A 17,509-nucleotide genomic window follows, 5' to 3' on the forward strand; every position below is an offset into this window, starting at 1 on the left:
AATTTCTTACGAAATCCTTGCGAGATTTCACGCAGCGCCAAAGCGCCCCGGGCCGCCAGTGACTTAGCCGCGACGGGGGCCCGGAGGCCGCTCCCGCCCAGGTTGCGCCCCCTGCTCCGCCTCAACCTCAATGCGCCGAATCCCCGGCTCAGCGGTGCGCCCACGTCCCGAAAAAGCGCAGCCGAGAACGAAAAAGGCCCCGCCGGTGTCCCGGCGGGGCCTCGTGTCTTTCACCGTGTGGCTGCGATCAGTCGCGGCTCTCCGGCGTGTCGATGATCGTCGTGTCGAAGTCCTCTTCGCCGATCACCTCTTCCTGCGCCGGCGCCGCCAGGGCCGCAGCGGCTTCCGCCGCCTCGCGGCGCTGCTCGATCACCTGGTGGTCGCGATCCGAGGCGACCTTGCGCACGCGGGAGGTGGCGCCACCGGTGCCCGCCGGGATCAGCCGGCCGACGATGACGTTCTCCTTCAGGCCCACGAGCTTGTCGCGCTTGCCCTGCACCGAGGCCTCGGTCAGCACCCGCGTCGTCTCCTGGAAGGAGGCGGCGGAGATGAAGCTGCGCGTCTGCAGCGAGGCCTTGGTGATGCCGAGCAGAACCGGCATGCCCACGGCCGGACGGCCAGACTTGGAGAGCGACTTGGCGTTGGCCTCGTCGAACTCCGCTTTGTCGACGTTCTCGCCCTTGAGCAGCACGGTATCGCCCGACTCGGTGATCTCGATCTTCTGCAGCATCTGGCGAACGATCACCTCGATGTGCTTGTCGTTGATCTTCACACCCTGCAGTCGATAGACGTCCTGCACCTCGTTGATCATGTACTCGGCCAGAGCCTCGACACCCATGATGGCGAGAATGTCATGGGGGGCAGGATTGCCGTCCATGATGTAATCGCCCTTGTTCACGAAGTCGCCTTCCTGAACCGGGATGTGCTTGCCCTTCGGCACCATGTACTCGACCTTCTCGAAGGACTCGTCGGCCGGCTCGATCGCGATCCGCCGCTTGTTCTTGTAGTCCTTCCCGAAGCGGACGTAGCCGTCGATCTCCGCGATGATGGCGTGGTCCTTCGGACGACGGGCCTCGAAGAGTTCGGCCACACGCGGCAGACCACCGGTGATGTCCTTCGTCTTCGCGCCTTCCCGCGGGATCCGTGCCACAACGTCACCGGCCTTCACGTCCTCGCCGTCCTCGACGGAGAGGATCGCGTCCACCGACATGGCGTAGCTCACCGGGTTGCCCGCATCGTTGCGGACCGGCTCGCCATCCTCGCCGACGATAAGGATCTCCGGCTTGAGATCGCTGCCCTTCGGCACCGAGCGCCAGTCGGAGACGATGCGCTGGGTCATGCCCGTTGCATCGTCCGTCTCCTCGCGCACGGCGATGCCGGTCACGAGATCGACGAAGCGGACCTTGCCGCCTTTGTCGGCGATGATCGGCAGGGTGTACGGGTCCCACTCGATCAGCTTGTCCCCGCGGGTGACCTCCTGGCCGTCCTTGACGAAGATCTTCGTGCCGTAGCCGATCTTGTGCGTGGCCCGCTCTTCGCCTTCCTCGCCCATGATGGCGAGGACCATGTTGCGGCCCATCGCGATCTGCTCGCCCGCCTGGTTCTCCAGGATCTGGGCCCCGCGATACTCAACCCGGCCGGACTGGCTGGCCTCGAGGAAGGATTGCTGGCCGCCCTGCGCGACGCCGCCGATGTGGAACGTCCGCATCGTCAGCTGCGTGCCGGGCTCACCGATGGACTGCGCGGCGATGATGCCGACAGCCTCACCCTGGTTGACCATGGTGCCGCGCGCGAGGTCACGCCCGTAGCACATGGCGCAGACGCCATCCTCGGCCTCGCAGGTCAGCGGGCTGCGGATGCGCATCTTCAGCACCGCCCCCGTCTCGATCATGTCGGCCTTGCGCTCGTCGATCAGCTCGCCGGCCTTGACGATCACCTCGTCGGTGCCGGGGCGCAGCACGTCCTCGGCCGCGACACGGCCAAGAACACGCTCGCCGATCGAGGAGACGACCTCGCCGTCGTTGACCGCCGCTTCCGCGGTGATGGCCTGGCCGGTGCCGCAATCATGCTCGCGCACGATGCAGTCCTGCGCCACGTCGACGAGACGACGGGTGAGGTAGCCGGAGTTGGCCGTCTTCAGGGCGGTGTCCGACAGGCCCTTCCGGGCGCCGTGGGTGGAGTTGAAGTACTCCAGCACGGTCAGACCTTCCTTGAAGTTCGAGATGATCGGCGTCTCGATGATCTCGCCGGAGGGCTTGGCCATCAGGCCGCGCATCCCGCCGAGCTGCTTCATCTGCGTCACCGAGCCCCGGGCACCGGAGTGGGCCATCATGTAGACGGAGTTGGGCTCCATCTGCATGCCGTTCTCGTCCACCTTGTCGGCCGAGATCGTGGACATCATGGCCGCGGTGACCTTGTCGTTACACTTCGACCAGGCATCGACGACCTTGTTGTACTTCTCACCCTGGGTGATCAGGCCATCCATGTACTGCTGCTCGAAGTCCTTGACCTGCTCACGGGTCTCCTCGACCAGCTCCCACTTCGCTTCCGGCACGACCATGTCGTCCTTGCCGAAGGAGATGCCGGCCCGGAAGGCCTCCTTGAAGCCCATGGACATGATCTGGTCACAGAAGATGACCGACTCCTTCTGGCCGCAGTAGCGGTAGACGGTGTCGATGACCTGCTGCACCTCCTTCTTGCGGAGGAGACGGTTGACCAGATCGAAGGGCGCCTTGGCGTTCAGCGGCAGGAGGCCACCGAGCCGCAGGCGGCCGGGGGTGGTCTCGAAGCGGCGGTAGACCTCGTTGCCCTCTTCGTCGATCTGCTTGATGCGCGCGTTGATCTTGGCGTGCATGTGCACGGCGCCGGAGGCGAGCGCATGCTCGACCTCGTCGATGGAGCCGAAGGACATGCCCTCGCCCGGCATCCCGTCACGCTGGATGGTGACGTAGTAGAGGCCGAGCACCATGTCCTGCGACGGCACGATGATCGGCGCGCCGTTGGCGGGCGACAGCACGTTGTTGGTCGACATCATCAGCACGCGCGCTTCCAGCTGGGCTTCCAGCGAGAGCGGAACGTGCACGGCCATCTGGTCACCGTCGAAGTCGGCGTTGAAGGCCGAGCAGACGAGCGGGTGCAGCTGGATGGCCTTGCCTTCGATCAGGATCGGCTCGAACGCCTGGATGCCGAGACGGTGCAGCGTGGGCGCCCGGTTGAGCATGACCGGGTGCTCGCGGATCACCTCGTCGAGGATGTCCCAGACCTCCGGGCGCTCTTTCTCGACCAGCTTCTTCGCCTGCTTGACCGTGGAGCTGAGGCCCTTCGCTTCGAGCCGCGAGTAGATGAACGGCTTGAAGAGCTCGAGCGCCATCTTCTTCGGCAGGCCGCACTGGTGCAGCTTCAGCTCCGGACCGGTCACGATGACCGAACGGCCCGAGAAGTCGACGCGCTTGCCGAGAAGGTTCTGACGGAAGCGGCCCTGCTTGCCTTTCAGCATGTCGGACAGCGACTTCAGCGGGCGCTTGTTGGCACCCGTGATGACGCGGCCGCGGCGGCCGTTGTCGAACAGGGCGTCGACCGACTCCTGAAGCATCCGCTTCTCGTTGCGCACGATGATGTCGGGCGCGCGCAGCTCGATGAGCCGCTTGAGGCGGTTGTTGCGGTTGATGACCCGGCGATAAAGGTCGTTGAGGTCAGACGTGGCGAAGCGGCCACCGTCGAGCGGCACCAGCGGGCGCAGCTCCGGCGGGATGACCGGGATCACCGTCATAATCATCCATTCCGGGCGGTTGCCGGATTCGATGAAGCTCTCGACGATCTTCAGACGCTTGATGATCTTCTTGGGCTTCAGCTCGCCGGTGGCCTCCTTGAGGTCGGCGCGCAGCTGCTCGGCCTCGGCTTCGAGGTCGATCTGGGAGAGCATCTCGCGGATGGCCTCGGCGCCGATGTTCGCCGTGAAGGCGTCCATCCCGTAGGCGTCCTGCGCGTCGAGGAACTCCTCTTCGGTCATCAGCTGGCCATAGGTGAGGTCCGTCAGGCCGGGCTCGATGACGACGTAGTTCTCGAAGTAGAGGATCCGCTCAAGATCGCGGAGCGTCATGTCGAGCATCAGGCCGATGCGGCTCGGCAGCGACTTGAGGAACCAGATGTGCGCGACCGGGGCGGCTAGCTCGATATGGCCCATCCGCTCGCGGCGCACCTTCTGGAGCGTCACTTCGACACCGCACTTCTCGCAGACGACGCCGCGATACTTCATGCGCTTGTACTTGCCGCACAGGCACTCGTAATCCTTGATCGGCCCGAAGATCCGGGCGCAGAACAGGCCGTCGCGTTCGGGCTTGAACGTCCGGTAGTTGATCGTCTCGGGCTTCTTGATCTCACCGAAGGACCAGCTGAGAATCCGCTCCGGGCTCGCCAGCGAAACGCGGATCTCGTCGAACATCTTGGCCGGGGCCAGCGGATTGAACGGGTTGTTGGTCAGTTCCTGGTTCATTGGGCACCATCCTTGAGATTGGTGATGGATTCATTCGCCGCCGAGGCCATGTGGCTCGTCCCGCCGGACTGATCTTGCAAATATCGCTCGGTCGCGTCGTCTATGCCTTCGTCCGCTCGCACCCACGTGCGCTGCCTGCGCACCACCTTCGCCGGGTTGCCGACCGCGACGCTGTTCGCCTCGATCTTGCCACGGCAGATACCGTGGGCCCCCAGCACCGCGCCCGAGCCGATCTCGACCCGGCCGATGCAGCAGCTCTTCTCGCCCAGCCACACGTGATCGCCGATCATGATGCTGCGCGACGCTTCGATGCGCTTCGGCTCCGGCCCGCTGAGGTCCACCATCCCGTGATAGGCGGTGGAATGCAGCTCCGACCCGCCGCCGATCATGCAATCCCGGCCGAGCGAGACGCGTGAGCCGACGGCCTTGACGGTGAGCCCGTGGGTGGAGGTATCGTCGCCTATGGTGACCTCCGCCTTCGGGCCGACGGCGAAATGCGCCTTGAAGCGGCGCAGATACCCCATCGCGATCATTGTGTCCCCGCCGAGGACGGTGAAGGACATCCGGGCATTCAGCCCGCCATCCGCCTCCGCCCTGCCGAGGACGATGAAGATGTTCGACATGTTCTTCTTGCCCACGGCGTCGATCCTGAGGGTCGGGCCGGGAAAGTAACGCTTGTCTACGAACAGCCAGCACCGACGGCCGAACCGGCCGTTGATGGTGATGTCCTTCATCGGCGAACCGGCCTGAAGAGGATACGCGTCGAGATGCTTGTCCGGAATCGGGCTCACCGAATCCGGAAAGCGGGCGGCAACCTGATGCCACAGCCCCAGCACCTCGTTGTTCGAGGCGCCCGCCGCGTCCTGTTTGGAGGGGCCTACCAGGCCCCTCCCGAAGAGAGCTTTCACTCCTCCTCCTCCGCGTCCAGCAGCTCCATGTTGAGGCCCAGACCCCGGACCTCCTTGACGAGAACGTTGAACGATTCCGGCACGCCGGCCTCGAAGTTGTCCTCGCCCTTCACGATGCTCTCATAGACCTTCGTCCGGCCCGCGACGTCGTCCGACTTCACGGTCAGCATCTCCTGCAGCGTGTAGGCGGCGCCGTAAGCTTCGAGCGCCCAGACCTCCATCTCGCCGAAGCGCTGGCCACCGAACTGCGCCTTACCGCCCAGCGGCTGCTGGGTGACGAGGGAGTACGGGCCCGTCGAGCGCGCGTGGATCTTGTCGTCCACCAGGTGGTGCAGCTTGAGGAGGTACTTCACCCCAACCGTCACCTTCCGGGAGAACTCCTCGCCCGTCCGGCCGTCGAACAGGCGGGACTGGCCCGACTGGTCGAACCCGGCGCGGCGGAGCGCATCGTCCACGTCGCCTTCCTTGGCACCGTCGAAGACCGGCGTCGCGATCGGCACGCCGCGGATGACGTTGCCGGCCGCCTCGAGCAGCGCGCCTTCCTCCATCGACTCGACGCCCTCGTCGTAGACGTCTTCGCCATAGGCGATGCGCATGGCCTCGCGCACCGGGGTGAGATCACCCGAGCGACGATACTCCTGCAGCGCCTCGTCCACCTGGATGCCGAGGCCGCGCGCGGCCCAGCCCATGTGCGTCTCGAGGATCTGCCCGACGTTCATCCGGCTCGGCACGCCGAGCGGGTTGAGGCAGAAGTCGACCGGAGTGCCGTCTTCGAGGAAGGGCATGTCTTCCATCGGGACCACGCGGGAGATGACGCCCTTGTTGCCGTGACGGCCGGCCATCTTGTCGCCCGGCTGAAGCTTGCGCTTCACCGCCACGAAGACCTTGACCATCTTCATGACGCCCGGAGGCAGATCGTCGCCGCGGCGGACCTTCTCCACCTTGTCCTCGAAGCGGGCATCGAGCGTGCGCTTCTGCGCCTCGTACTGCTCGTTGAGCGCTTCGACGATCTTGGCGTCGTCCTCGTCTTCGAGGGCGAGGAGCCACCACTGGCCGCGCGACAGGTCAGCCAGCACCTCTTCGGTGATCTGGTTGCCGGCCTTGAAGCCTTTCGGACCCTTCACGGCGGTCTTGCCGAGGATCATCTCCTTCAGACGCGCGTAGATGTTGCGGTCGAGGATGCCGAGCTCGTCGTCGCGGTCACGCGACAGGCGCTCGACCTCTTCGCGCTCGATCTGCAGCGCGCGCTCGTCCTTCTCCACGCCGTGGCGGTTGAAGACGCGCACTTCCACGATGGTGCCGTAGTCACCCGGGGGCAGACGCAGCGAGGTATCGCGGACATCCGAGGCTTTCTCACCGAAGATGGCGCGGAGGAGTTTCTCCTCCGGGGTCATCGGAGATTCACCTTTCGGGGTGATCTTGCCCACGAGGATATCGCCCGGGCCCACTTCGGCCCCGATGTAGACAATGCCGGCTTCGTCGAGGTTGCGCAGGGCTTCCTCGCCGACGTTCGGGATGTCGCGGGTGATCTCTTCCGGCCCGAGCTTGGTGTCACGGGCGGCGACCTCGAACTCCTCGATATGGATCGAGGTGAACACGTCATCACGCGTGATGCGCTCGGAGATGAGAATGGAGTCCTCGTAGTTGTAGCCGTTCCACGGCATGAACGCGACGACCACGTTCTTGCCGAGCGCCAGCTCGCCCATGTCGGTCGACGGGCCGTCGGCGATGACCTCGCCGCGGGACACCGTGTCACCCACCTTCACCAGCGGGCGCTGGTTGATGCAGGTGTTCTGGTTCGACCGCTGGAACTTGCGCATCCGGTAGATGTCGACGCCGGGGTCACCGACCTCGAGATCCTCGGTGGCACGCACAACGATCCGCACGGCATCGACCTGGTCGATGATGCCGCCGCGGCGCGCCATGATGGCAGCGCCGGAATCGCGGGCCACGACGCCCTCCATGCCGGTGCCGACGAGCGGAGCTTCCGCCTGCAGGAGAGGCACGGCCTGCTTCTGCATGTTGGAGCCCATGAGAGCGCGGTTGGCGTCGTCATTCTCGAGGAACGGGATGAGCGAGGCCGCGACCGAGACCAGCTGCTTCGGCGAGACGTCGATCAGGTCCACGTTCTCCGACGGGGCCAGCGTGTATTCACCGGCCTGGCGGGTGTTCACCAGGTCGTTCACGAAGCGGCCGTTGTCGTCGAGGTTGGCGTTCGCCTGCGCAACGATGTGGCGCTGCTCCTCGGTGGCCGACATGTAGCGGACTTCGTCCGTCACCTGCCGGTCCTTCACGTGGCGGTAGGGCGTCTCGATGAAGCCGTACTTGTTGACCCGCGCGAAGGTGGCGAGGTTGTTGATGAGACCGATGTTCGGGCCTTCCGGCGTCTCGATCGGGCACATGCGACCGTAGTGCGTCGGGTGCACGTCGCGCACCTCGAAGCCGGCGCGCTCACGGGTCAGGCCGCCCGGGCCAAGCGCCGAGAGACGACGCTTGTGGGAGACTTCCGACAGCGGGTTGGTCTGGTCCATGAACTGCGAGAGCTGCGAGGACCCGAAGAACTCGCGCACGGCAGCCGCGGCAGGCTTCGCGTTGATCAGGTCCTGCGGCATGACCGTGTCGATCTCGACAGAGGACATGCGCTCCTTGATGGCGCGCTCCATACGGAGCAGGCCGACGCGGTACTGGTTCTCCATCAGCTCGCCGACGGAGCGGACGCGGCGGTTGCCGAGGTGGTCGATGTCGTCGACCTCGCCCTTGCCGTCCCGCAGGTCGACCAGCGCCTTGATGCAGGAGACGATGTCGGCCTTGCGCAGCGTGCGCTGGGTGTCCTCGGCATCGAGATCGAGGCGCATGTTCATCTTCACGCGGCCAACGGCCGAGAGGTCGTAGCGCTCGGAGTCGAAGAACAGCGAGTCGAACAGGGTCGAGGCGGCGTCAACGGTGGGCGGCTCGCCCGGGCGCATGACGCGGTAGATGTCGAGCAGGGCCGTCTCGCGCGACATGTTCTTGTCGCTCGCCATCGTGTTGCGGATGTACGGGCCGACGTTGATGTTGTCGATGTCGAGCACCGGGATCTCGGTGAACCCTTCGTCGAGCAGCTCCTTGACGGTGCCGCCGATGATCTCGCCGTCCTTGTCCATCTCGAGCGTCAGCTCGTCGCCGGCCTCGACGTAGATCGCACCGGTCTCTTCATTGATGATGTCGGTGGCGACGAACTTGCCGACGATGTTGCGGAACGGGACCATGAGGTCGGTCACGTTGCCGGCGTCGATCAGGCTCTTCACCTTGCGCGGCGTGACCTTCTCGCCGGCCTTGGCGATGATCTCGCCGGTGTCGGCATCAACAAGGTCGAACGTCGGGCGGGTGCCGCGCACGCGCTCGGGGAAGAACTTCGTCTTCCAGCCGTTGGCCTTGCGATCGAAGTGGAAGTCGACCGTGTTGTAGTAGGCATTCATGATGCCTTCCTGGTCGAGCCCCAGCGCGTAGAGCAGCGTCGTCACCGGCAGTTTGCGGCGACGATCGATGCGCGCGAAGACGAGATCCTTGGCGTCGAACTCGAAGTCCAGCCAGGAGCCGCGGTAGGGGATGATCCGGCAGGCGAAGAGCAGCTTGCCCGAGGAGTGGGTCTTGCCCTTGTCGTGGTCGAAGAACACGCCCGGGGAGCGGTGCATCTGGGAGACGATGACCCGCTCGGTGCCGTTGACGATGAAGGTGCCGTTGGGCGTCATCAGGGGCATGTCGCCCATGAACACGTCCTGCTCCTTGATGCCCTTGACCGACTTGGCGCCGGTGTCTTCATCGACATCGAACACGATGAGGCGCAGCGTGACCTTCAGCGGGGCGCTGTAGGTCATGTCGCGCTGCATGCACTCCTCGACGTCGTATTTCGGCTTTTCCAGCTCGTAGGACACGAATTCGAGAACGGCGGTCTCGTTGAAGTCCTTGATCGGGAAGACCGACTGGAAGACGCCCTGCATGCCTTCGCCGTCCATCGGCTCGGCCTGGTCGCCGGAGCGCAGGAACAGGTCGTAGGAGGCCTTCTGCACCTCGATGAGGTTCGGCAGCTCCAGCACTTCACGGATCTTGCCGTAATACTTGCGAAGACGTTTCTGGCCGAGGAAGGATTGCGCCATGAGCGATGTCACCTTTCACATCTCTTGCCGGGGTGCCGCGCCGGGGCTCACGCGGCAGCGCCCCTTCGAGAACGGGAGGGAGGTCTATACGTGAGCCCGACCCAAGGGCTCTTTCCCGACCTTCAAACCTACCCGGAGGGAGGGCTTCGCGAAGCCCCCCGTCAAGACAGGTTCGGCTGGGCCCGCATCTCGCGCGCCCAGCCTTTCATGTGGTGCGGTGCGCTTGCACGCACCCGCCGGATCAGGCCAGCTCGACCTTGGCGCCAGCCGCTTCCAGCTTCGCCTTGATCTCCTCGGCTTCCGCCTTGGACGCGCCTTCCTTGACCTTGCCGCCGGACTCGACGAGATCCTTGGCTTCTTTCAGGCCGAGGCCGGTGATGCCGCGGACTTCCTTGATCACGTTGATCTTCTGGGCGCCGGCTTCTTTCAGCACGACGTCGAATTCGGTCTTCTCTTCTTCAGCGGCGCCAGCGTCGCCACCGGCCGGGCCGGCCATCATCACAGCGCCGCCGGCGGCGGGCTCGATGCCGTACTCGTCCTTGAAGATTTGCTTGAGTTCCTGGGCCTCGAGAAGCGTGAGGTTCACGATCTCTTCGGCGAGTTTTTTCAGATCAGCCATTTGATGCTTTCCGTTACTATATGTGTCCAACGCCGCGTTTGTTCAACGGGTGCAGGCAAGAGGGGGCTCAGGCCGCCTTCTCCTCGATGGTGGTGAGGATGGAGGCGATGTTCGAAGCAGGGGCGCCGATGACTCCGGCGATGTTCGACGCGGGCGCGCCGATGATGCCCACGATGGAAGCGATGAGCTCCTCGCGGCTCGGCATCTTGGCAACGGCCTTGACGCCTTCGGAGTCGAGGGCCGTCTCTCCCATCGCGCCGCCGAGAATGACGAGCTTGTCATTCCCCTTGGCGTAATCGTCGATCACCTTGGCCGCGGCCACGGGATCTTCCGAATAGGAGAGAACGGTCATGCCCGTCAGCAGGTCACCGATGCTTTCGCACGGCTTCCCCTGAAGGGCGATCTTGGCGAGCCTGTTCTTCGCGACACGCACGGACCCACCCGCTTCACGCATCTTCGCGCGCAGGTCCTGCATCTGAGCAACCGTCATGCCTTCGTAGTGGGCAACCACCACGACGCCAGAGCTTTCGAAGATCTGGCCGAGCTCGTCGACCACTTTCTCTTTCTGGGCTCTATCCACAGTCTACTCCAGTCATGGGGGTCTCCCCCCGGCTCAGTCTACCCGGGAACCCGGGCACTTAAGGGTCCGCGCACGGGGCTGAGCCAAACGCCGGAGGCCCGTGAGCCGCCCGTTCATCTGGTCTGATCCCGTCTCAGGCAGGAGTTACGCTGATAAGCGGCCCACCGTCTCGGACGAAAAGCAATAGAGCGCGTGACGAATCGCGCGCTCCACTGCGAGGGCTCGTCTACGCCCTCCGGCAGAGATTTCCAACCCCCTAACCGGTCGCGCGCCGTGCGCAGGCGCGTGATGCCGCTGGCCGTCCGCATCGCCGCTGCCGTCGGCTGCCGGATCGAGGACATCTTCCAGCTGGCCTGACTGGTTGGCAGGTGAATCTTTGGTCGGTGACGGGCCCCGTGTTACGCTGGGACAATTGTTCCGTCGGCCAAGGCATTTTCCCATGTCCAACAGCGTTCCCGGTCCCGCGCTCGTCATTTTCGGCGACAGCCTCTCCGACAACGGCAACCTCTTCGCCCAGGCCGAGGGCCTGATCGAGGAGGATGTGCGCCTCTCCCTCGCCGGCGCCGGCGGGCAGGCCTCCAACGGCACGACATGGGCGGAGCAGGTGGCGGCGCCGCTCGGCATCGACGATCCCGCCAACTACGCCGTCGCCGGGGCGGAGGCGGTGGGCCGGCAGACCATCGGCGGCTTCATCGACGAGTACGGGCTCACCGACGCGCTCATCGTGCCTCAGGACGACCCGGCCCTGGAGTGGGACATGAACCTCTCCGCGCAGGTGGACCGCTTCGAGGCAGACTGGGCGGGGGCGGACCTCTCCGCCACCACCGCGCTCATCTTCATCGGCGGCAACGACTACGCCGCGCTCGACCCCACCAGCCGCTACATCGCCGCCGACGCCCTCGCCCTCGCGCACAACGTCGTCAAGACGACGCTCCATGAGGCCGAGGGGCTGCTGGCCGCCGGCGTCGAGCGGGTCGTGCTGACGACGATGCCCCCCGCCCGCTTCTTCCCCGCCTTCAATGAGTTGATCGGCGAGGGCGGCGCGGCCAACGGCGCCTATGCCGACGTCGCCGCCTACGAGCTGCTCATGCGCGCCCATAACGAGATCCTCGCCTCCCGGGTGGAGAAGCTCGCCTCCGAGGGGCTGGACGTCGTCATCGCCGACCTCACCCCCGTCGCCGCCTCCGTCTGGGACGATCCGATGGCCTTCGGCCTCTACGCCCCGCTGACGGAGACGCTGGCCGACGGCGCCGGGAGCAGTTTCGATGCCGACCAGATCGGCTTCTGGGACGAGCTGCACCCGACGGAGGCGCTCCACGGCATCATTGCCGCCCACATGGCGCATGTGCTGGCCGGCGGCATTGTGCACGAGGCGCTCGGCTTCGATGTCACCGAGCGCCACCAGTACCAGGGCGACCTGCTCTACTACGGCGCCCAGAAGAATGACGCGATCAGCGCCGGCTGGGGCGAGGACGTGATCTTCGGCGGCTCCGGCAACGACCAGGTGCTCGCGGGGCGCGGCGACGACATCGTCTCGCTCGGCAGCGGCAAGGACCTCGCCTTCGGCGGCGAGGGCGACGACTTTCTCACCGCCGCCTCGGGGGAGAACGTGCTCAACGCCGGCGCCGGCAACGACGCCCTCGTCAGCGGCCTCGGCGAGACGGAGGCGCTCGGCGGCAATGGCGACGACGTGTTCGTCTTCGTGGACCCGGCGCTCCTCGGCCACCCGGACGCGCCGGCCAGCTTCTCCATCGATGGCGGCGCCGGCCATGACATCCTCTACCTCGTGCTCGACCCCGAAAGCATCGCCGCCGACGGCGCCGCGCTGCTGGCGGGCGACGCCGCCACGCTCGCCGGCTACGGCGTAACGGCGAAGGGGGTGGACGAGATCGCCCTCATCGCCGGCCGCGAGGGGATCGATAGCGCGCTCTCGGGCTATGCGTGGTACGAGGAGGCCAGCCTGTGGAACCTCGTCTGACACGGCGGAGCGCCTTGCCCTCCCCGCCGCGATGGGGTTGGCTTCGGCCAACCTGAACGCACGCCAGGAGACTCCCCCATGAGCGACAGCTACACGCCCCCCAAGGTCTGGACCTGGGACAGCCAGAACGGCGGCCAGTTCGCCTCCACCAACCGGCCCATCGCCGGGCCCACCCATGATGCCGACCTGCCCCGCGGCGAGCATCCCTTCCAGCTCTACTCCCTCGCCACGCCCAACGGCGTGAAGGTGAACCTCATGTTCGAGGAGTTGCTGGAGGCCGGACATGACGCCGAGTACGACGCCTGGCTGATCAACATCGGCAAGGGCGATCAGTTCGGCTCCGGCTTCGTGGGGGCGAACCCCAACTCCAAGATCCCGGCGCTGATGGATTACACCGGCCCCACGCCGATCCGCGTCTTCGAATCCGGCGCCATCCTGATGCACCTCGCCGAGAAGTTCGGCGCCTTACAGGGCGATCCGGCGAACCGGGCCGAGATGCTCTCCTGGCTGATGTGGCAGATGGGCTCCGCCCCCTTCCTCGGCGGCGGCTTCGGCCATTTCTTCGCCTACGCGCCGGAGAAGCTGGAATACCCCATCAACCGCTACGCGATGGAGGCCAAGCGCCAGATGGACGTGCTAAACCGCGCGCTGGCGGAGCGGGAGTTCATCTCCGGCCCCGACTACACCATCGCGGACATGGCGATCTGGCCCTGGTACGGCAACCTCGCGCTCGACCGCTCCTACCCCGATGCCGGGGAGTTCCTCTCCGTCCATGAGTACGAGCACGTCCAGCGCTGGGCGAAGGCCATCGACGCCCGCCCGGCGGTGCAGCGCGGCCGCCTCGTCAACAAGGCGCAGGGCGAGCCGGCCCTGCCGGAGCGGCACTCCGCCGCCGATTTCGAGGGGCTGCTCTAGCCGCCTCCCGCCTCCGCGCTATCCTTCATCATCGGGCAGCGCGGAGGCGATCCCATGAGCTACACCATCGCCCGGCTGATCGACCATCTCGACATCCGCGTCAGCGATTTCGACGCCGCCGGTCCCTTCTACCGCGCCGTCTTCGGCGCGCTGGGGCTCGGGGCCGAGGTCGACGAGGGCGAGGATTACCTCGCGCTCGACGAGCTCTACATCAGCCGGGCCGACCCCGGCGCCCCGCCCAGCCACATGCACCTCTGCTTCCAGGCCGGCAGCCGCGAGAGTGTCGCCGCCTTCCATGCCGCCGGCCTCGCCGCCGGCGGGCGCGACAATGGCGGGCCGGGCCTGCGCGACTATCACCCCGGCTATTACGCCGCCTTCCTGCTGGATTCGGACGGCAACAACATCGAGGCGAAGGTGGACGAGCGCGTCACCGCCCGCTCCGCCGACGCCGTGCATCTGCAGACGGAGTGAGCGGCCCGCGCCCGGGCCCCTCGCTTGATAACCTCTCCCCCCGCGCGTATCTGCAGGGGGACCCAACGGATAAAGGAGCCCCCCATGTTCAAGGGACTCGGCGGCCTCGGCGACATGTCGAAGATGATGAAGGCCGCGCAGGAGATGCAGGGCAAGATGGCCCAGCTCCAGGAGGAGATGGAGAACATCACGGTCGTCGGCACGGCCGGCGCCGGGCTCGTGAAGGCCACGGCCACCGCCAAGGGCGAGCTCACCGGCCTCGACATCGACCCCTCGATCTTCAACGCCGAGGAGAAGGAGGTCGCCGAAGACCTCATCCTCGCCGCGGTGAAGGACGCGCTGGCGCAGGCCACGGCCCGCGCGCAGGAGGAGATGGGCAAGATCACCGAGGGCCTCGGCCTGCCCGCCGACTTCAAGATGCCCTTCTAGGCCGGCCCCCTTGGCGGACGGGCCGGAGGAGATCGGCAGGCTGATCGGCCTGATGGCGCGGCTCCCCGGCATGGGGCCGCGCTCGGCGCGCCGCGCGGTTCTACACCTCGTCAAGAAGCGCAGCCAGGTGCTGCTGCCGCTGGCCGAGGCGATGAAGGCGGTGGGCGAAAGCGTGCGCCCCTGCGTTGCCTGCGGCAACCTCGCGACCTCCGATCTCTGCCCCATCTGCGCAAACCCCAAGCGCGCCACCGGCACGCTCTGCGTGGTGGCCGACGTGGCGGATCTCTGGGCGATGGAGCGCTCGCAGGCCTTCCAGGGCCGCTACCACGTCCTTGGCGGCCTCCTCTCGGCGCTCGATGCCATCGGGCCGGACGAGCTAGGCATCCCCAAGCTCGTCGCCCGCGTGACGGAGGAGGAGCTGACGGAGATCATCCTCGCCCTGCCCGCCACCATCGACGGCCAGACCACCGCCCATTACATCGCCGACGCCCTGCCGGAGCTGAACGTCACCTCGCTGGCGCAGGGCGTGCCCATCGGCGGCGAGCTCGACTTCCTCGACGACGGCACCATCTCCGCCGCCCTGCGCGCCCGCGCCCGAGTCTGACGGCGCCTCCGGGCCTCTCCCGACCGCAGCCGCTTCGCGAGCGACGGCGCGCTCCGGCTGAGCCCGGCCCCCTTTTCATCTGGCCAAAAATACCGCGGGGGTGCGGGGGCTGGCCCCCGCTCCATCGCCGGCCGCCCTCACCTGGCGTGGAAATGGGCGTAGATCTTCTCCGCCAACGCCTCGCTGATGCCATCCACGGCCTTCAAATCCGCCAGCAGCTCTCGCCGCGGGGCCTCTCTCGACGGCAACCGCTTCACACATGACGGCGCGGGCCGCCTCCCCCGCCCCCTTTCATCTGGCCGAAAATACCGCGGGGGTGCGGGGGCTGGCCCCCGCTCCATCGCCGGCAGCCCTCACCCGGCGTGGAAATGGGCGTAGATCTTCTCCGCCATCGCCTCGCTGATGCCGTCCACGGCCTTCAGATCCGCCAGCGCCGCCCCGCTCACCGCCTTGGCGGAGCCGAAATGCGCCAGCAGCGCCCGCTTGCGCGCCGCGCCGACGCCCGGAACGTCGTCCAGCGGGTTGGCCATCGTCGCCTTGGCGCGCTTGGCGCGGTGGGTGCCGATGGCGAAGCGGTGGGCCTCGTCGCGCAGGCGCTGCACGAAGTAGAGCACCGGGTCGCCCCGGCGCAGCGCCATGGGTCGGGTGCCGGTGCGGTGGAACTCCTCCTTGCCGAGGTCCCGGTCCACCCCCTTGGCGACGCCGATCATGGCGATGTCCTCCACCCCCAGCTCGGCCATCACCTCATGCACCGCGCTCACCTGCCCGGCGCCGCCGTCGATGAGCAGCAGGTCCGGCCAGGTCTCTCCCTCGCGGTTCGGGTCCTCCTTCAGGAGGCGCTGGAAGCGGCGGGTGAGGACCTCCTTCATCATGCCGAAGTCGTCGCCGTTCAGGCTTTCGTCCTTGATGTTGAACTTGCGGTACTGGCTCTTCTCGAAGCCCTCGGGCCCCGCCACGATCATGGCGCCGATCGCGTTGGTGCCCATGATGTGGGAGTTGTCGTAGACCTCCACGCGCCGGGGCGGCGCCGCCAGACCGAAGGCCTCCGCCAGCCCGTCCAGCAGCCGCGCCTGCGTGGCGCTCTCGCTCATCTTGCGGGCGAGGCTCTCGCGGGCGTTCTGGGCAGCGTGGCCGACCAGCTCCGCCTTCTCGCCCCGCTGCGGCACGGCGACCTCGACGCGGCGGCCGAGCTTCTCGCTCAGCGCCTCCTCCATCAGGGCCGTGTCGTCGAGCCCCGTGTTGAGGAGCAGGAGCTTCGGCGGCTCGTGCGTCTGGTAGAACTGGCCGAGGAAGGCCTGCATGATCTCGCTGGCATCCTCCTCGCCATTGAGGCGCGGATAGAAATCCCGGTTGCCCCAGTTCTGGTTGGCGCGGATGAAGAAGACCTGCACGCAAGCCTGCCCGCCCTCTCGGTGGAGGGCGATGACATCGGCCTCCGCAACGCCTGCCGGGTTGATGCCCTGGTTCGTCTGCACCAGCGTCAGCGCGCGGATGCGGTCGCGCAGGGCCGCCGCCCGCTCGAACTCCATCGCCTCGCTGGCCGCCTGCATCTCCTGCGCGAGCTGCGCCTGCACGGCGGTGGACTTGCCGGTGAGGTAGCGCTGAGCGTCCTTCACCGACCCCATGTAATCCTCCTCAGAGATCAGCCCGACGCAGGGGGCGGAGCAGCGGCGGATCTGGTGGAGCAGGCAGGGGCGCGTGCGGCTCTCGAAGGTGCTGTCGGAGCAGTTGCGCAGCAGGAACGCCTTCTGCAGCTGGTTGAGCACCCGGCGCACCGAACCGGCGCCGGCGAAGGGGCCGTAATAATCGCCCTTCTCGCTCTTGGCGCCCCGGTGCAACTTGATCTGCGGGTAGCTGTGCTCGTGGCTGACGAGGATGTTGGGGAAGCTCTTGTCGTCGCGCAGCAGCACGTTGTAGCGCGGCTTGAGCTGCTTGATGAGGTTCTGCTCCAGGAGGAGTGCTTCCGTCTCCGTCCGGGTGGAGAGGAACATCATAGACGCCGTGTCGGCGATCATCCGGGCGATGCGCGGCGAATGCGGGCCGGAGCGGGCGTAGGAGCTGACGCGCGCCTTGAGGTTCTTGGCCTTGCCGACATAGAGCACCCGCGCCTCGGCATCGAGCATCCGGTAGACGCCGGGGCCGGAGCCGAGCGTCTTCAGATACCCGGAGATCACCTCCGGGCCGGTTTTCTGGGGGGCCGCCTTCGGGCCGCTGTCGGTCTGCTCGGTCATGTCGTGATTCCCTTGGCGGGATTCCATTTAGTCCACAAAGGCGCAAGACCGAAGGCATCCACGGTTCCTGTGGATAAACCTGCGGACAAACCCCGGAGGCGGCGGATTTTCCCTTCGTTCCCGACCACTTCTTCTCATTGCCCAAT

At 66.5% G+C, this 17,509-nt stretch carries 11 protein-coding genes; 5 read left to right on the top strand and 6 right to left on the bottom strand.

The features are described 5' to 3' along the window. Window positions 1–247 precede the first annotated feature (247 nt). The 5 genes from rpoC to rplJ all read right to left on the bottom strand — a co-directional run bounded on the left by rpoC (window position 248) and on the right by rplJ (window position 10,735). The gene (gene rpoC, locus GY170_RS15135) at window positions 248–4,492 is read right to left on the bottom strand and encodes a DNA-directed RNA polymerase subunit beta' (RefSeq protein ID WP_163895093.1); all 4,245 of its coding nucleotides are present in this window, start codon (window positions 4,490–4,492) and stop codon (window positions 248–250) included. Further along, on the bottom strand, window positions 4,489–5,400 hold the full coding sequence (locus tag GY170_RS15140; protein WP_163895095.1) for an LbetaH domain-containing protein: 912 nt from the start codon (window positions 5,398–5,400) through the stop codon (window positions 4,489–4,491). Before GY170_RS15140 ends, rpoC begins: the two co-directional genes overlap by 4 nt. Beyond that, window positions 5,397–9,536 (bottom strand): DNA-directed RNA polymerase subunit beta, encoded by a 4,140-nt coding sequence (gene rpoB, locus GY170_RS15145; RefSeq protein ID WP_163895097.1) that lies wholly within the window; start codon window positions 9,534–9,536, stop codon window positions 5,397–5,399. Before rpoB ends, GY170_RS15140 begins: the two co-directional genes overlap by 4 nt. Before the next feature lie 241 nt (window positions 9,537–9,777). After that, on the bottom strand, window positions 9,778–10,155 hold the full coding sequence (rplL, locus tag GY170_RS15150; protein WP_163895099.1) for a 50S ribosomal protein L7/L12: 378 nt from the start codon (window positions 10,153–10,155) through the stop codon (window positions 9,778–9,780). A 67-nt stretch (window positions 10,156–10,222) separates the two neighbouring features. Continuing rightward, window positions 10,223–10,735, bottom strand: a complete 513-nt coding sequence (rplJ, locus tag GY170_RS15155; protein WP_163895101.1) for a 50S ribosomal protein L10 — start codon at window positions 10,733–10,735, stop codon at window positions 10,223–10,225. A gap of 439 nt (window positions 10,736–11,174) precedes the next feature. On the opposite strand from rplJ, the gene GY170_RS15160 reads away from it, so the two are divergent. The 5 genes from GY170_RS15160 to recR all read left to right on the top strand — a co-directional run bounded on the left by GY170_RS15160 (window position 11,175) and on the right by recR (window position 15,132). Beyond that, on the top strand, window positions 11,175–12,713 hold the full coding sequence (locus GY170_RS15160; protein ID WP_163895103.1) for an SGNH/GDSL hydrolase family protein: 1,539 nt from the start codon (window positions 11,175–11,177) through the stop codon (window positions 12,711–12,713). Between the two features lie 78 nt (window positions 12,714–12,791). Beyond that, a complete protein-coding gene (gene yghU / locus GY170_RS15165) occupies window positions 12,792–13,628 on the top strand; it encodes a glutathione-dependent disulfide-bond oxidoreductase (RefSeq protein WP_163895105.1) in 837 nt (278 codons plus the stop codon). A gap of 54 nt (window positions 13,629–13,682) precedes the next feature. Then, window positions 13,683–14,099: a VOC family protein gene (locus tag GY170_RS15170; protein WP_163895107.1), complete on the top strand. Its 417-nt coding sequence runs from the start codon at window positions 13,683–13,685 to the stop codon at window positions 14,097–14,099. Window positions 14,100–14,183: 84 nt separating this feature from the next. Beyond that, entirely contained in the window at window positions 14,184–14,528 is a 345-nt protein-coding gene (locus GY170_RS15175; RefSeq protein WP_163895108.1) for a YbaB/EbfC family nucleoid-associated protein, read from the top strand. Window positions 14,529–14,538: 10 nt separating this feature from the next. Then, a complete protein-coding gene (gene recR, locus GY170_RS15180; protein ID WP_163895111.1) occupies window positions 14,539–15,132 on the top strand; it encodes a recombination mediator RecR in 594 nt (197 codons plus the stop codon). Window positions 15,133–15,485: 353 nt separating this feature from the next. Here recR and uvrC read toward each other — a convergent pair whose 3' ends face one another. Beyond that, entirely contained in the window at window positions 15,486–17,363 is a 1,878-nt protein-coding gene (uvrC, locus tag GY170_RS15185) for an excinuclease ABC subunit UvrC (RefSeq protein ID WP_163895113.1), read from the bottom strand. Window positions 17,364–17,509: the final 146 nt, after the last annotated feature.

The sequence above is a fragment of the Pseudoroseicyclus tamaricis genome, from assembly GCF_012070395.1.
Classification (GTDB): domain Bacteria; phylum Pseudomonadota; class Alphaproteobacteria; order Rhodobacterales; family Rhodobacteraceae; genus Pseudoroseicyclus_A; species Pseudoroseicyclus_A tamaricis.

What these genes read in the sequence shown, in the direction of transcription:
- yghU (WP_163895105.1), top strand. Translation starts at nt 12,792, where the DNA reads ATGAGCGACAGCTACACGCCCCCCAAGGTCTGGACCTGGGACAGCCAG.
- rpoC (WP_163895093.1), bottom strand. Translation starts at nt 4,492, where the DNA reads ATGAACCAGGAACTGACCAACAACCCGTTCAATCCGCTGGCCCCGGCC.
- GY170_RS15175 (WP_163895108.1), top strand. Translation starts at nt 14,184, where the DNA reads ATGTTCAAGGGACTCGGCGGCCTCGGCGACATGTCGAAGATGATGAAG.
- GY170_RS15170 (WP_163895107.1), top strand. Translation starts at nt 13,683, where the DNA reads ATGAGCTACACCATCGCCCGGCTGATCGACCATCTCGACATCCGCGTC.
- uvrC (WP_163895113.1), bottom strand. Translation starts at nt 17,363, where the DNA reads ATGACCGAGCAGACCGACAGCGGCCCGAAGGCGGCCCCCCAGAAAACC.
- GY170_RS15160 (WP_163895103.1), top strand. Translation starts at nt 11,175, where the DNA reads ATGTCCAACAGCGTTCCCGGTCCCGCGCTCGTCATTTTCGGCGACAGC.
- rplL (WP_163895099.1), bottom strand. Translation starts at nt 10,155, where the DNA reads ATGGCTGATCTGAAAAAACTCGCCGAAGAGATCGTGAACCTCACGCTT.
- rpoB (WP_163895097.1), bottom strand. Translation starts at nt 9,536, where the DNA reads ATGGCGCAATCCTTCCTCGGCCAGAAACGTCTTCGCAAGTATTACGGC.